Source organism: Salinirubrum litoreum, from assembly GCF_020567425.1.
Classification (GTDB): domain Archaea; phylum Halobacteriota; class Halobacteria; order Halobacteriales; family Haloferacaceae; genus Salinirubrum; species Salinirubrum litoreum.
The window spans coordinates 147,874-163,384 of sequence record NZ_JAJCVJ010000003.1; the positions used below are offsets into that span (position 1 = coordinate 147,874).

General features: G+C 65.1%; 11 protein-coding genes. 5 read left to right on the forward strand and 6 right to left on the reverse strand.

The features are described from left to right. Positions 1 to 219: 219 nt before the first annotated feature. The 3 genes from LI337_RS16635 to LI337_RS16645 form a co-directional block, all read right to left on the reverse strand. Entirely contained in the window at positions 220 to 2,163 is a 1,944-nt protein-coding gene (locus LI337_RS16635; protein ID WP_227231038.1) for an archaea-specific SMC-related protein, read from the reverse strand. Positions 2,164 to 2,254: 91 nt separating this feature from the next. Beyond that, a complete protein-coding gene (rdfA, locus tag LI337_RS16640; protein WP_227231039.1) occupies positions 2,255 to 2,857 on the reverse strand; it encodes a rod-determining factor RdfA in 603 nt (200 codons plus the stop codon). Between the two features lie 516 nt (positions 2,858 to 3,373). Further along, on the reverse strand, positions 3,374 to 4,624 hold the full coding sequence (locus tag LI337_RS16645; RefSeq protein WP_227231040.1) for an outer membrane protein assembly factor BamB family protein: 1,251 nt from the start codon (positions 4,622 to 4,624) through the stop codon (positions 3,374 to 3,376). 178 nt (positions 4,625 to 4,802) lie between these two features. On the opposite strand from LI337_RS16645, the gene LI337_RS16650 reads away from it, so the two are divergent. Next, positions 4,803 to 6,743, forward strand: a complete 1,941-nt coding sequence (locus LI337_RS16650; RefSeq protein ID WP_227231041.1) for a S9 family peptidase — start codon at positions 4,803 to 4,805, stop codon at positions 6,741 to 6,743. An 18-nt stretch (positions 6,744 to 6,761) separates the two neighbouring features. On the opposite strand, the gene LI337_RS16655 is transcribed toward LI337_RS16650, so the two are convergent. Continuing rightward, positions 6,762 to 8,405 carry an ABC transporter substrate-binding protein gene (locus tag LI337_RS16655; protein WP_227231042.1) on the reverse strand — a complete coding sequence of 548 codons (1,644 nt, stop codon included), beginning with the start codon at positions 8,403 to 8,405 and terminating at the stop codon, positions 6,762 to 6,764. Positions 8,406 to 8,505: 100 nt separating this feature from the next. Then, entirely contained in the window at positions 8,506 to 10,005 is a 1,500-nt protein-coding gene (locus tag LI337_RS16660) for a carboxypeptidase M32 (protein ID WP_227231043.1), read from the reverse strand. A 180-nt stretch (positions 10,006 to 10,185) separates the two neighbouring features. Here LI337_RS16660 and LI337_RS16665 point away from each other — a divergent pair, with 180 nt between their 5' ends. Then, the gene (locus tag LI337_RS16665) at positions 10,186 to 11,367 is read left to right on the forward strand and encodes a pyridoxal phosphate-dependent aminotransferase (RefSeq protein ID WP_227231044.1); all 1,182 of its coding nucleotides are present in this window, start codon (positions 10,186 to 10,188) and stop codon (positions 11,365 to 11,367) included. A gap of 50 nt (positions 11,368 to 11,417) precedes the next feature. On the opposite strand, the gene LI337_RS16670 is transcribed toward LI337_RS16665, so the two are convergent. Then, complete coding sequence (locus tag LI337_RS16670; protein WP_227231045.1) at positions 11,418 to 12,377, reverse strand: LLM class flavin-dependent oxidoreductase; 960 nt, start codon at positions 12,375 to 12,377, stop codon at positions 11,418 to 11,420. Between the two features lie 147 nt (positions 12,378 to 12,524). Between LI337_RS16670 and LI337_RS16675 the strand changes: the two genes are divergently transcribed. The 3 genes from LI337_RS16675 (at position 12,525) to LI337_RS16685 (ending at position 15,499) form a co-directional block, all read left to right on the forward strand. Then, positions 12,525 to 13,400 carry a creatininase family protein gene (locus LI337_RS16675; RefSeq protein ID WP_227231046.1) on the forward strand — a complete coding sequence of 292 codons (876 nt, stop codon included), beginning with the start codon at positions 12,525 to 12,527 and terminating at the stop codon, positions 13,398 to 13,400. Positions 13,401 to 13,466: 66 nt separating this feature from the next. Continuing rightward, positions 13,467 to 14,447: an alpha/beta fold hydrolase gene (locus LI337_RS16680; RefSeq protein ID WP_227231047.1), complete on the forward strand. Its 981-nt coding sequence runs from the start codon at positions 13,467 to 13,469 to the stop codon at positions 14,445 to 14,447. Between the two features lie 119 nt (positions 14,448 to 14,566). Further along, positions 14,567 to 15,499: an alpha/beta hydrolase gene (locus tag LI337_RS16685; protein ID WP_227231048.1), complete on the forward strand. Its 933-nt coding sequence runs from the start codon at positions 14,567 to 14,569 to the stop codon at positions 15,497 to 15,499. Positions 15,500 to 15,511 lie beyond the last annotated feature (12 nt).

Sequence of the window (15,511 nt, forward strand, 5' to 3'; positions counted from 1 at the left end):
GCGTCTTCGCCGTGGCGATAATTTTGCTACGAAAGTAAACTCATGAGTAGTTCTCAAATATCTCACAGTTCGAGTCGGCACCCGGATCACGTGTCGGCAGGGGAGCAGAGAGAGACAGGAGAGAAGCAGCGGCGACGAGAGACCCCGAGAGGAAGTGGGAAAGAGCGTGGCGTGCGTCGTGACGAGTCGAGACCGGAGAGGCTCTGGACGAGACGGTGGTCAGATCGACTCGACGCGGTTGTACGCCGCGTCCAGTGCCTGTGCGTCTTCGTCGAGGAGGGCCACGACGAGGTAGTCGGGGAAGACCTCGAAGTACTCGACGAGTTCGGCGATCCGGTCGGCGTCGATGGCCTCCAGCGAGTCCAGGAGCATGAACGGGACTTTCTCGTGGACGTCGTGGACGAGATAGCCGGCCAGCGCGAAGACGAGACCGGTCACTTCGCGCTCCGACTCGCTGAGGTGGTCCACGGTGTCCTCGTAGGTCGTCCCGGAAGCCGTCGAGCGGACGACGTGCAACTCGAAGAACGTCTCTATCGACTTCTGCCGCCCGTCACGGACTTCGCGCTGTACTCGCTCGATCCACACCCGGTCGAGGTTCCCGTAGTCGAGCGCACTGAGCACGTCGTCCATGTGCTCGTTGAAGGCTTCGATCGCCTTCTTCTCGAGGCTCTCGACCCGCGTCCGCAGTTCCGCCACCTGTTCGGCCACCCGGTCACGCTCTGCCTGGAGTTCCGAGAGCGCTTCGACCTGTTCTTCGATCGTCTCGATTTCGGCCTCGACGCCCTCCCGGTCGTTCTCTAGGCGACCGAGTTCGTACTCCAACCTGTTGGCCTCCTTGTGGAGGTCGAGTATCTCGTCGAACTGTTCCGACTCCAGGTCCTCGACCTCCGCTTCGAGCGTCTGAATGCGCTCTTCGAGCGTCTCGCGTTCGTCTCGGAGGCTCTCCAGCCGCGCCTGTCGCTGCTCGATCTCGGCTTCGACGTCGGACAGTTGCTCCTGGTACTGCCGACGCTTGCGCTGCTGTTCTTCGAGGGAGTCCTTGTCGGCTTTGAGGTCGTCGAGTTCCGTCGAGAGGTCCCGTTTCGTGCTCAGTTTCCCCTCGCGCAGTTCGCGGAGTTGCTCGAGTGTCGTTTCGATCTCCGAGCGTTCTACTTCCGATCCGCAGGTCCAGCAGACGACGTCGTCGTCCGGGAGCAGTTCGTCCGTCACCGACCCGCCGTCGTCTCCCTCGATGGCCTGTTGCAGGTCGGATCGCTCGCCGTCCAACATCTCCTCGTTGAACTGGACCGTGCTCTGGAGCGAACTGATCTCGGTGTCCAGGCGCCGCCGCCGGTCTCGGAGCGTGTGGATGCGGTCTTCGAGTGTCGCCAGTTCGTCTTCGGACGCCTCGGGGAGCGCCTCCAGTTCGGTCTGGAGTGTCGATCGGTCCTGTTTGAGCGACGTGATGCTCTCGCGCTCGGTGTCGATGTCGTACCGCACGTCCTCGAGTTCGTTGCGTGCGTCGCGCAGTTCGTCGAGTTTCCCCTCGAGTCGCTCCTGTTCTGTCTGCTTCGCCTCGACGTCGGTGTCGAGGCCCTCGATCTCCGACTCCGTCTCCCGAAGTTCGGTGCGCGTCTCCTCGATCTCGTCTTCGAGACCGCGCAGTTCGGTCTCCAGGTCCGGGAGGTCCCGCTTCCGCTGTTCGATCGCCTCGATTTGCTGGTCGATGTCTGCTCGTTCGGATTCGAGTCGCGAGATCTCCGTCTTGATCTCTTCGGTGTCGACCGGCCGCATGATCAGATCGCGGAGGTTCTGCCCGGTCGTGACGGCCCGCCGTGCCTCGTTCGACTCCAAGAGGAACGCGAACAGTTCCGCCAGTTCGGGATCGTCGAGATACGGATCGCCGGTCGTGGAGACGGTCCCGTTCTGCCGGACCAACCGCCGCCGGTACGCCTGCTCTCCCATCGATAGCTCGACGGAGCCCTCCTCGGCGTCACCTTTGAGCGAGGCGTTCTCGCCGCCCATCGCGGCCATGAGTGCCTGGAGGAACGACGTTCGGTTGGTCGCGTTGCGCCCGGACAGGACGTTGACACCGGGGTCCAGCGACACGGAGGTCTCGTCGATGCCACCGATGTTCTGCACCTCGAGGGTAGCACCCCTGTCTACTACTTCCTGTTCAGCCATTGTACGATACGTGACGGCTGTCGCTCAAAAAGATTGCGTCCGGAGTGCGCGACCAGACCGGCCGGAGAGCGACCAAGACAGGCGGGGGCAGTCACTCCTCACGGAGCAGGTCGTACACGTCGTACTGGTCGGCGGAGTCCTGATAGACCACCTGGATGTCGACGATGACGTCTATCTCGCCGGCCGGAACGAGCTCCTCGCGCTGGAGACTCTCTATCGCGTCCCCGGTGACTGCCGCAGTCCGATCCTGGAGTTTCTGGACGCGTTCGAGCGCGTTCTCGCGGCGTTCCTCGGCCGTCTTCGTGGGTTGTTCGACCTCCCGGTGTCTCCGAAGGTACGTGTGGATCGACTGGTGAGAGACGAAGTCGTCGCGCACTCGGTCGACGTCGACGCCGTTCTGGGCCAGTCGCCGCTCTGTCCGGGTCCGCAGGCCAGCGCTCACGTCGTCACTGGTCAACTGCTCGTAGAGTCTGTCGACCTCTGTGTCGAGGAGGCTCAGATCGCTGTCGCCGACGGCGCGTTCTAGCACGTGTTTGTTGAAGTAGTCGGCCAGTTGACGAGTGCTCAGTCCCTCCTCGCCCGTGTCGAGCCACCGGGTTTCCAGGTCCTCGCCGAGACCCGTCAGTCCGTACGCTTCGATGACCCGTACCACCTTGCTCGGCGGTCGGTCTCCGTCTGAATCGTCGCTACTCATGGTCCGACGTTGCCGACCGACGGTATAAATGGTTGTGGCGTGGTCTCAGTGTACTCACGTCGAAGACGAGAGAGTGATAGACTGTTCGTGTGCGTCTCCGAACGTCGATGTTGGTGGTGGATGCCGACCGCGGGTAGCGATTACACACGTATAGTTGTAAAGTGCGGTCGGTCGATCGTCGCCGACCAGTTCCGGGCCGTCGATCGGGGAGACTCGTCCCCCTGCCTCCCCGGTGACGACCTCCCGGAAGAGGGACCGGTGGTGACGGGAGCACACGGCGACTGTCTTCGGTGATAGCTCTCGACTATAACGCTTGACTGTAGCACATCGCTATAGTCGAAATATGTAAACACTGTCACAGCTAGTTTGTCTACAAGAACGGTAGACACGACACCGATTGTTAAGTAAACGTGACTCGATATCATACACAACTGACTTTACTCAAATCATATCGTGTAGAACATAGACAGTTCTACACGAACAAGCGAACAGGTGAACGTATCTCTTCGAGCGTGGCTATCGAAGTGCGACCACACCGCCGGACGCGTCACCGAAGAGGACGAGGTCGTCCACCACCGCCGGACTACTCCCCACGCCGACGCCCGGCACCTCGTGTCGCCAGAGTTCTTCGCCGGTCGACGGGGAGACGGCGTAGAGGAAGCCGGACATCTCCTCGCGAAGCGAGTGCGACCCGACGTAGAGTGCGTCACTGGTCACCGCCGGACTGCTCCCGATCTCGGTGGCGTCCGTCCGGAAGGTCCACTCGCGTTCTCCGGTCTCTGCGGACAGGCCGACCAACTCGGCCAGTATCTCGTACGGCCGGTCTGCCCCCTCGGGGCTCTCCTTCGGAACCGCCGCCAGTCCGACGTAGACGGTTCCATCGTGGACGGCCGGCGATCCGGAGATGTACTGTGCGTTCGACGAGAAGACCCACTGCTCCTCACCGGTTTCCGCGTCGAGTGCGTACACCTGTCCACCCCAGTCGCCGATGTAGACCGTTCCGTCGACGACGGCGGGGGTGCTGACGACGAGTCTGAGCGCCTCGTAACTCCACCGTGGCTCTCCCGTCGTAGTGTCGAGGGCGTGGACGACGCCGTCACTGCTGGCGACGTACATCGTCTCCCCGTCGATGGCGGGGCTACTGATGACACCCTTCTCGGGTTTGTAGTGCCACTTGACGTCTCCCGTCGCCGGGTCGAGTGCGAAGACGTCGCCGTGACGCTGTTCGGGGAGGTCACGGGAGCCACCACACTCGAGAATCCGACAGTTCCCACCGATGTAGAGTGTCCCGTCGACGAGCGTCGGGCTACTCCGAACGTAGCCACCGGTCTCGTGCATCCACTCTCGGGTACCCGTCTCGATGTCGACGGCGTGGATGTTCCGGTCGAACCCGCCGAAGTAGACGCGACCGTCCGCGATGGCGGGTGTCCCGTCGATGACGTCGTCGGTGGCGTAGCGCCAGATTCGGTCGCCTGTCGCCGCGTCGAGCGCGTGTAACTCGCCGTCGTAACTCGGGACACAGAGGAGGCCGTCGGAGACGACCGGACTCCCCCAGACCGCACCCATGTCGGTTCGCCACAGTTCGCTCGGGGTCTCGGTCGGCCCGGTGACCGCGGTGTTGGTCCCGGTACGAACCTGATCGTACTGGAACATCGGCCAGTCGTGGTCGAACGATCCAGTAACCTCGTTCTGCGTACACCCGGCCAGGCCGACCGCACCGACTGCCACCGACCCGAGCACTGCTCGGCGGCTCACGTTTCCGTCCATACCACGTTACGTGGGCAGTCGAGCAAAGCTCTTTCCCCGACGAACTCCCTGTGAGCGACGGTGAGACGGCGGAATCGGAGAGACGAGACGCTCACACTGGTGGACGGACCCACGCCGTGGTGAGCAGAGTCCGTCGGCACCCGAACAGCTATGGGCTGTTTGTGTCACTATCTGATCGATGCTCGTCGAAGCTAGTGATTACCACGACATCGTTACCGCGAGTTCACCGTCACTCTCGCCGGACGGCGAGGCCGTCGCGTTCGTCCGCCGGACGCCCGAAAGTGACGACACCTACGCCGAGACCGTCTACGTCGCCTCGACAGACGGTGAGTCCGTGCGGCGATACACACTGCCGACTCACGTGGACGGTGAGCCACGCTGGAGTCCGTCCGGCGAGTCGCTCGCGTTCGTGAGTGACCGCTCGGAGGGGAGAGAGCTCTGGGTCATGCCCACCGACGGCGGCGAGGCCAGACAGGTGACGGACGTGGTCGGTGCGGTCTCGAACGTCCGCTGGAGTCCGGACGGCACGCGCCTCGCGTTCGTCCAGGCGACCACCGAGGCAGAACGGGCCGAGGGGCACGACTGCGCGCAGGACCCGGAGTACGAGCGAGAGATGCAGGACCCCCTCGTGACGAGGCGATTCGTCTACCGCGAGCAGGGCGAGTACCGGCAGGGCCAGCGTCGGCACGTGTACGTCGTCGACGTCGACGACGACTCGGTGACACGGGTCACGGACGGGGACTACGACTTCGAGCACCCGTCGTGGGGTGACGAGACGACACTCTACTACACCGTCAAGCGGACGGGCGACCCCGACGACACCTTGACACACGACATCGTCCGAAACGACCGCTCCGACGGAACCGACGAGACCGTCTGTCGAACGACCGGTTGGCTCCCCACGTACGACGTCGACGACCGCGGCCGCATCGCGTATCGCCACAGCCGCGACGAAGCACCCGGTCCGTCGATGTACGCGACGAATCTGAAGGTGTACGATCCGGCCACCGGTGAGACGACGACCCCGACCCGGACGTTCGATCGACGGCTCTACCGTGACTGTCCCCCACAGTGGGGCCCCGACGGGTCTGTCTACTTCCTGTATCCGGACCGTGGGGAGGTGAGACTCGCTCGCGTCGACCCGGACGAGACGAGCCCCGAGACGGTGCTCGCGACCGGGGGACACGTTCAGGAAGTCGACGTCACACCGCAGGGTATCGCGTTCACGCAGAGCGACTGGGACTACCCGAGCGACGTGTTCGTCGCCGACTTCGACGGGTCGGCCCGTCGGGTGACAGCGCTGAACGAGGCGTACCTGACGGAGCGGTCGATCGCCGAACCGGAAGAACACTGGTTCGAGTCGGACGACGGCACCCGGATCCAGGGGTGGCTCCTCTCGCCACCGCCGGAGGCGCAGACCGACCCGGAGGAGTCACCGCCACTGATCGTCGAGATCCACGGTGGCCCGTCGATCATGTGGTCGACCAGCGGGACCATGTGGCACGAGTTCCAGTTACTCGCCGCGGCGGGGTACACCGTCTTCTGGTGTAATCCCCGCGGGTCGACCGGTTACGGCGAGGAACACAGTCTGGCCATCGCCGAGGACTGGGGTGAGGTCGACTTCGCGGACATCCTGTCGGGCGTCGAGTCCGTCTCCGCGCGGGACGACGTCGGTGATCGACAGTTCGTCACCGGTGGGTCCTACGGCGGGTTCATGACCGCGTGGGCGATCACCCACACCGACCGGTTCGACGCCGCCGTCGCACAGCGCGGCGTCTACGACCAGATGGCACAGTTCGGCGGCACCGACACGTACCACTCGCCGGAACGACAACTCGGATTGCCGTGGGAGGACCCCGAGACGTACTGGGACGCCTCCCCGACGGCCCATGTCGACGGGGCGACGACACCGACCCTCCTCATCCACAGCGAGCGAGACTTCCGGGTCCCGATACACAACGCAGAGGCGTTCTACCGTCACCTGAAGAAGGTCGGTGTCGACGTCGAGTTCGTCCGCTACCCGCGTGAGGGGCACGAACTCTCCCGATCGGGCGAACCGCGACACGTCGTCGACAGACTCGACCGGATCCGCGAGTGGTTCGACTCGCACGCCGAGTAACGTCGCCGCGAGTCCGATCTAGTTGTCGACGCCGACCGTCCCGTACGGTGCGACCAGTCGCGGGTTCCACTGGCCGTACGGGTGGACACTGTAGTTCTCGACGTAGTCGGAGACGGCCCACGTCTCGCGGAGTCCGTAGACCGGCAGGTGGACGCGATTGGAGAGAATCTCCTCGATCGCCGTGATGTACAGTTCCCGGCGGCGCTCGCGGTCGGTGATCTGCCGGGCGGTCATCAGCGCGTCGTCCATCGTCTCGTTCCGGTAGAACGTCCCGTTCGAGACGCCGATCATCTCGTGGGTGAACAGGTAGTAGAGGATGTCGTCGGGGTCGGCACCGCCTCCCGATCCGAGGACGAACACGTTGTAGGCGTCCGGGTCGCCGGAGATGTAGTTGTCGAGGTACGCCCCCCAGTCGAGTCGCTGGACGCTCGCGTTGTAGCCGGTCTCGTTGACGCCGTTTGCGATGGAGATCCCGATGCTCTCGCGTTTGTCGTCCGGCGGGACGATGATCGTGAGTTCGTCGTCCTCGGTGAAGGCGTCGCTCTCGTCGAACAGCCGTTTCGCCTCGTCGATGTCCTTCCCCGTCGCCATCGACTGCCACTCGTCGAGCGGGAACTCCCACTGCTCTGCGAGCGTCTGTGGAACGGGACTGTACATGCGCTCGCCGGCCGGTTCGATGAAGTTCTCGACGGCACGATCGAGATCGACCGTGTAGTCGACGCCCTCGCGAACGAGTGCATCGGCGGCCGCGCCCGCCTTGCAGTTGAAGCCGACGTAGTAGTAGTTCACACCCAGTTGGGACTGGATCTCGGTGTTCTCGATGTTCTCGACGGTCGTCCACGTCTTGGGCGGCACGCCCTGGAACATGTCCACGTCGCCGGTCCGGAGGACGGTCACCCGGGTCGTCGGTTCGGTGATCGGGGTGAACCGGACGGTCTCGACGTCGGCTGTCGTCCCCCAGTAGTCGTCCCACCGCGTGAGTTCGACGTAGTCGCCCTGCGTCCAACTCTCGAACCGGAAGGGTCCGGAGCCGATCGGTTCGTCGGTGTTGAACGCCTGTTTGTCAGCCTCGCGGGCGGCCTTCGGGACGATTTCCCAGACCAGGGCCGTCTGGAACGCTGCGTACGGGTACTTCAGGTCGAACTGGACCGTCTGGTCGTCGACGATCGACACGGCGTCGATCATGTTGACCTGTCCCGCGTTCGGTGTCTCCTCGGTGACGGGGACCTCGAAGCTGTACTTCACGTCCGCTGCCGTCACCGGGTCGCCGTTGTGGAACGTCGGTCCGGACTTCAACGGGACGACGTAACGGCTCCCCTCTCGACTCACCTCGGGAGCGTCGGCGGCGATGTGCGGTACCGGATCGAACCCCTCGCCGAACGTGTACAGGGGACTGAAGACCCGGCGGAGCACCTGGATCGACGGGATGTCGTTCACGACCATCGGGTCGAACTCGATCGGCCCCTTCGTCTGGCCGATCACGAGTTCGCCGCCGGACTGGGCTGCGGTCGTCTCGTCGGTGTCGTCGCTCTCCGTCGAGTCTCCGGCCTGATTCGCTCCATCGGTCTGTTCGCCGTCGGGTGAGTCCCCGCCGGTACATCCCGCGAGGAGTCCTGCCGTTCCGAGGGCACCTGTCCCGTACAGGAGACGTCTTCGACTCACTCGGGGACTGTCGTTATCTCTGCTTGCCATTAGTTACCACGCAATCGTGACAATCGGGAATATCGTCTATAAATCTATGGGTAAACCCGGAATCCGCCGCTTAGAGGCGATAGAGGTCGGCGTACTTCTCGCGGGCGTACTCAACGAAGTAGTCCGCCGTCAGCGGTTCGCCGGTCGCCCGCTCGATCAACTCGTCCGTCTCGTAGCGCTGGCCGTGGCGGTGGACGCGGTCGGTGAGCCACTCGTGGATCCGGTCGTACGCGCCCTCGCGAACGAGTCGGTCGATCGGTCCGAGGTCCCGTTCCATCGCCGCAGCCAACTGTGCGGCGAGGACGCTCCCGAGCGTGTAGTTCGGGAACATGCCGAACGACGTCGTCCAGTGGACGTCCTGGAGACAGCCGTCGGCGTCGGTGGCCGGGCGGACCCCGAGCAACGACTCGAAGGTGTCGTTCCAGAACGCCGGCACCTCGGAGACACGGAGGTCGCCCGCGAGGAGTCGTCGTTCCGTCCGGTGTCGGACCACGATGTGGAGGTGATAGCTGAGTTCGTCGGCGCTGACCCGTATCGGGTTCGCCGTCTCGACCCGGTTGACGGCTTCGGACGCCTCCCGGGAGGAGACGTCCTCGAGTGCCGGGACGTGTTCCCGGAGTAGCGGTAGCATCTGTTCCCAGAACGCGTCCGTGCGTGCGACGTGGTTCTCCCAGAACCGGGACTGCGACTCGTGGACCGCGTGTCCGCGTGCTCGGCCGAGCGGACTGCCGTACTGGTCGTCTGGCAGTCCGAGGTTGTACGTGGCGTGGCCGAACTCGTGGATCGCAGACAACAACCCGGCCGTCGGGTCGTCGGTGTCGAACCGCGTCGTGATCCGGGCGTCGTACTGTGTCAGGCCGTCGAAAGGGTGTGGGGCCGTGTCCAGTCGGCCGCGCTCCCAGTCGTACCCCAGGTGGTCGAGCACCGCCTCACACAGTTCCATCTGCGTGGACTCGTCGACGTCGAGGGCGAAGGTGTCGGCCGGCAGGTCCCGGTCCGCGTTCCGGATCGACTCGATGAGTGGGACGAGTTCGTCGAGCAGTCGGTCGAAGATGGCGTCGATACGCTCGGCGTCGATGTACGGCGCACCGTCGGCGAGCAGTACCGTGTACGGATCGGCCGTGGGATCGATGCACTCCGCGCGGTCACGCTGGAGACGGACGTGGTCTCTCAACGCGGGCGCGAACGTCTCGAACGAGTCGGCCTCCTTCGCCTCGATCCAGGCGCTGTACGCGTCGGACTTGGTCTCCGAGAGTTCTCTGACGAGGGCGTCGGGGACCTGCGCGTCACGCTCGTACTCGCGTCGGATCTCACGGAGAACCGCCCGTTGGGCGTCGTCGAGCGAGTCGGTGTCGACGGCCCCCAGCAACTCCGCCGTCGTCGAGCCAGCTTTGAGCGACTGTTTGGCCGACTCGATCGCCGCGAACTGCTGGGCCCGTGCGGGGCCACCCCCCGGTGGCATCGTCACCTGCTGATCCCAGTTCAACAGGAGTCGGGCGTCTTCCAGAGCGGCGATACGCTCCCAACGGTCGAGGAGTCGCTCGAACGGTGTCGTCTCCGGGCCGGTCATAGCTACCCTGTCCGGGGAAGCGACATAAAACCAACTGGCGGGTGCGCCTCGGCCGGTCGGCAGGGTTCACGCCACTCGGCGGGACTCGTCCGAGACGTGTGAACCGCCTCGCCGCTCGGTTCCGAGACACTCGCCCCGTTCGGCGGGAGACGCCGCTGCAGAACTTAGATTGATATAGTAGTGGCCGAAGTGCTCTACTCGAAGCACATGTTCGCACACCGGATGGAGCACATCCCGTTTTCGGGTATCAGAGACGTCTTCGAGGAGTGTAACCGACTGGAGAGTGAGGGGCGTGACATCGCCCACCTGGAGATCGGCCGCCCGGACTTCGACACCCCGGAACCGATCAAGCAGGCCGCGATCGAGGCGCTCTCGGCGGGTGAAGTCCACTACACGTCGAACTGGGGGATCGACCCGCTCCGCGAGGAGATCCAGCAGAAGTTCGAGCGCGAGAACGGACTCGAGTACAGTGCCGACGACGAGATCGTGGTGACGACGGGCGCGACGGAGGCGGTCCTGATCACCATCCTGGCGCTGGTGGACGTCGGGGACGAGGTGTTGATCCCCGACATCTGCTGGACCTACGAGCCCGCGATCCGGATGGCTGGTGCCACCCCGGTCAGATACCGTCTCGACCCCGAACGGGGGTTCCAACCGGACGGCGACTCGCTCTCGGAGGCCGTCTCCGACGACACCGCACTCCTCGTGGTGAACTCGCCGCACAACCCGACCGGCAGCGTGCTCACGCCGGAGAGTATCGCGACCATCGCCGACGTCGCCGTCGAGGAGGACCTCTACGTGCTCTCCGACGAGATCTACGAGAAGATCACCTACGACGAGCCCCACCACAGCCTCGCGGCCGTCGACGGCCTGTACGATCGGACTGTGACGGTGAACGGCTTCTCGAAGGCCTACTCGATGACCGGCTGGCGGCTCGGCTATCTGGCCGCACCGAGAGAACTGGTGGACCCGATCATCCGGGTGCGACAGTACACCACCACCTGTGCGCCCTCGTTCGTCCAGCACGGCGGCGTCAGAGCACTGAACGACGCGTCGCTCTGGCGACCGCTCGTCGACGCGTTCGCCGCGAGGCGCGACCGGGTCGTCGACCGGATCGCCGCGATCCCGGAGTTGTCGGTGCCGGAACCGGCGGGGGCCTTCTACGCGATGCCGACCATCCCGGACGAGTTCGAAGACGCCGAGACGTTCACCACGAGACTCCTCCGCGAGGCGGGGGTCGCGACCGTGCCGGGAACGGTGTTCGGTCCCGGGTCCGAGCGTCGGTTCCGGATCGCCTACTCGAACTCGACCGACCGGATCGACACGGCGTTCGATCGGATCGAGGCGTGGCTCCACGACTGACCGACGCCAGACGGTCGATGTGGTCGTAGAGAGTCACCGACGAGAGTGGCTCACCCGAGCGCCGGGAGCACCTCGTCTGCGAACAGTTCCATGCCGCGCGTGTCGGGGAAGTCGACGAACTCGAGGTCGACCTCGTCGACGCCGATCGCCGCGAACCGCTCGATGTCGGCCGCGATCTGTGCGGGCGTCCCGATCAGGTTGTGGTAGTCGCTCATCGGATCGTCGTCTGGCGGGTCCCGGAACCGGGGGGCGTCGTCGAGGAGCGCTTCGACCTCCGCGTCTGACTCCCGGACGAGACAGCGGGCGAACCACGAGACGTCGATCTCCTCGAAGGAGGTCCCGTACGTCTCACAGTGGGACGCCAACACGTCGAGTTTCCGTTCCATCACCGACGTCGGCCCCCAGTAGTTCCACTCGTCGGCGTGTTTCGCGGCGATCCGGAGCGTGAACTCCTCGCCGCCTCCGCCGATCATGATCGGCGGCCCCTGTTCTTGAACCGGCCGGGGTCGGCAGACTGCCCCGTCGAGCGTGTAGTAGTCGCCGTCGTAGTCGACCGCCTCGCCGGTCCACAGTCGTCTCGTGAGTTCGATCGTCTCCTCCATCGCCCGGAGGCGGTCGGGCGCGTCCGGCCAGTCGTAGCCGAACGCGACGGCCTCGTCCGCCTTCCACCCCGCGCCCACGCCGAGTTTGAGTCGGCCGTCACTGATCCCGTCGATCGTGGCGGCCTGCTTCGCGAGCAACGGGCCGTGCCGGAGGACGTCGTTGACGGTCTTCGGGAACAGCGTCACCTCGTCGGTCTCGGCTGCCAGCGCCGTGACCGTCGCGAGACACTCCGTCGTCGCGCCGTCCCCCGTCATCAGGTGATCCGGGACGCCGAGTCCGTCGAACCCGAGCGACTCGGCGGCGAGGCCGTACGCCCGCTGTGTCGGCCAGTCGATCCCCGAACAGAACGGCAACGTCGAGTACTCCGACGTCCCACCGCTCGTGGGGACGTTCACTGCGAACCGCATAGACACTCGCCTGGGTCCACCGTTCGGTGGCGTGTCGGTCGTTCGTCGTCCATCGGCCCGAGATTCTGGTCGCCCCGACATAGTTCTACTCCCGCAGTGGCCCCGGGTGGGGTGAAAGCTAAGAGCCCACTCCGCGCAGTGTCGGGTATGAGCTACGACGGTCTCAGTGTCGACGACGTCTCGTGGGCCGGGAAGACGTACCCGGAGATCCGGTCGGTCGGCGAGACCGACGGGTCCGTACTGGTCGTTCCCGTCGGCAGTATCGAACAACACGGGCCCCACATGCCGGTCGCGACCGACATCGTCCTCGCGGACGCGGTGGCGCGCGGCGGAGCGTCTGTCGCGGCCGCGGAGGACGTGCCGGTCCTCGTGACGCCGCCGGTGTGGACTGGGTCGTCGGACCACCACCTCCACTGGGGCGGGACGATCACGATCGAGGTCGCGACGATGCTCTCGGTGTTGAACCAGATCGCTCGCTCGGCGCTCCAGAACGGCTTCGACGCCATCTTTTTCCTGAACGGACACGGCGGCAACTCGGCGATCGTCAACGCCGCGACGAAGACCGTCGGCACCGCACACCCGGCGGTCGAGGTGCTCGCGACGACGTACTACTTCCTCGCCGAACCGATCGCCGAGGAGATCCGGGAGAGTCGGTACGGCGGCATGAGCCACGCCGGCGAGTTCGAGACCTCGCTGATCCTCCACCTTGCACCCGACCTCGTGCGTGAAGACGAGTACGCCGTCGACTACCGCGAGGAACCGAAGGGTGGGTACGAAGGGGCGTTCCACGACTTCTTCAGCCACGGGCCGCTGTCCGTCTACCGGGCCGCAGACGCACAGACCGGCCCCGGAACGACCGGCGACCCCACCCTCGCGAGCGCCGAGAAAGGGGCGGCCATCTACGAGTTCCTCGTCGAGGAGGTCGGAGCGCTGCTCGGAGAGATCGCGGCGAACAACGCCGCGAAGGCAGCGTCGGCGGACGGGAATGCCGACGACGACCCGACACACCGTGACGACGAGTGACGACGGGCGTGGGTCGCCGGGGGCGGAAGGTTTAGCACACCGCCTCGCGTCGGTGCTGTCGTTCACATGACCGACCAGTGGCACGACCTCTTGGACCGGGGCAAGACCGTCTCCGTCGACGGCATCGAGACGCACTACTACGACGAGGGCGAGGGCGAGGCGCTCGTCCTCCTCCACGGGGGCGGACTCACCTCCTGTGCAGAACTCAACTGGGGCGCGGTGATCGACCCACTCGCCGAACACTGCCGGGTGATCGCACTCGATCAGCCGGGGTTCGGCTTCACCGATCCGCGCGGGGAGCGGGACCACCTCCCTCGTGAACGGGCCGACTTCGTCGCGGCCTTCTGCCGTGAGATCGGCGTCGACTCGATCACCGTCGCGGGGAACAGTCGGGCCGGCTACCAGGCGGTGTATCTGGCGCTCGAGTATCCCGACCTCGTCAAGAAACTGGTCGTCGTCAACGCGGGCTCTGCGTCGCGGAAACTCACACCCGAGGAGGTTCCGGGCAGTCTCCGCTCGGAGCAACCGACGAGGGACGGAGCCCGCGAGTTTCTCGAAGGGTTCCGCGACCACCACCTGATCCGCCCGGAGAACCATCCGCTGTTCAGAGACGGTATCCCCGAGACCGCCGTCGACCGGGTGTTCGAGATACAACGGCGGAACTGGGAGTGGACGAACGCGCGGAGTGACCGACTCCAGACCTCTGCGGAGTCGCTCAACGAGGCACTCTCGTACGGCGGCGAGCACATCACGGCGGCGGCGTCCGACGTCGCGCAACCGGCGTTGATCACCTGGAGCACCCGCCCGTACGAGGGGTGGCCCCGGCGGCGCGAGGAACCGGCCGACGACCCGGCGAAGAAACTCGTGACCGTGCACCCGGAGACGATAGACGCCTACGAGCGAGACGAAGGGTTCGACATGGGTGTTCACCTGTTCGAGACGATGCCGACGGCGGAACTCCACGTCTGGCACGACGCCGACCACCACGTGATGACAGATCAGGCAGTCGCGTGGGTCGAGGTCGTCTCGGGCTTCGTCACGCGGTGACGCCGGTCGCTGCCAGCGGGTCGTGACTCGCCGCGTGACCGGCACCGATCTGCGGCCCGGAACAGCTTAGACACCCGGCCGTGACGAGGCGTATGCGGTCGATTCACACACACACACTCATGAGCGACGAATGGCACGAACTGCTGGCACACGAACAGTACACCGAGGTAGACGGCGTCCGAACCCACTTCTACGACGTGGGCGAGGGAACACCGATCGTCCCGATCCACGGGGGCGGACTCACCTCCTCGGCCGAACTCAACTGGGGCGCGGTCATCCGACCGCTCGCCGAACACTGTCGGGTGATCGCGATCGACCAACCCGGCTTCGGCTTCACCGACCTCCCGAACGAGGACTTCTTCGAACCGCGAACGCGCGCCGACTTCCTGATCGACTTTCTGGAGGCACACGACGTCGGCCCGGTCACGCTGGCGGGCAACAGCGAGGGGATGTTCGGCACCATCTACATCGCACTCACCCGCCCGGATCTCGTCGAGAAGGTCGTCGTCGTGAACTCCCGGACCCCGCGTCCCGAGGAGCCCTCTGGCGATCTCCACACGACCGAACCGACGATGGAGAGCACCCGGGAGGGGTTGGAGGCGTTCCGCGATCACCACCTCGTCGAACCGGAGAACCACCCGCTGTTCGCCGGGCCCATCACCGACGAGAAGGTCGAGCGCTTCCACGAGATCGAGTCGCGGTGCTGGGAGTACAACAACGCGCGCCACGAGATGTACACGACCGACCGGTCGGTCAGTTTCTACGAGGACCGACTGATCGACTACTGGGCACCGGAACTCGACCAACCCGGCCTGCTGACGTACAGTACGACGCCGGAGATCTTCCCCCGCGTACACTACGAGGACAACGAGGCGAAACAGCGCGAGATCGAGGCGTACTTCGCCGACATGGAGCAACTCGACGATCCGATGGCGATGTTTCACGACATGAAGGACGCCGAGATCCACATCTGGCAGGACGCACTCCACCACGTGATGACAGACCAGCGCGACCGCTGGGTGGACGTCGTCACGGGCTTTCTCGCCGAGTGAGTGTCGTCGGGC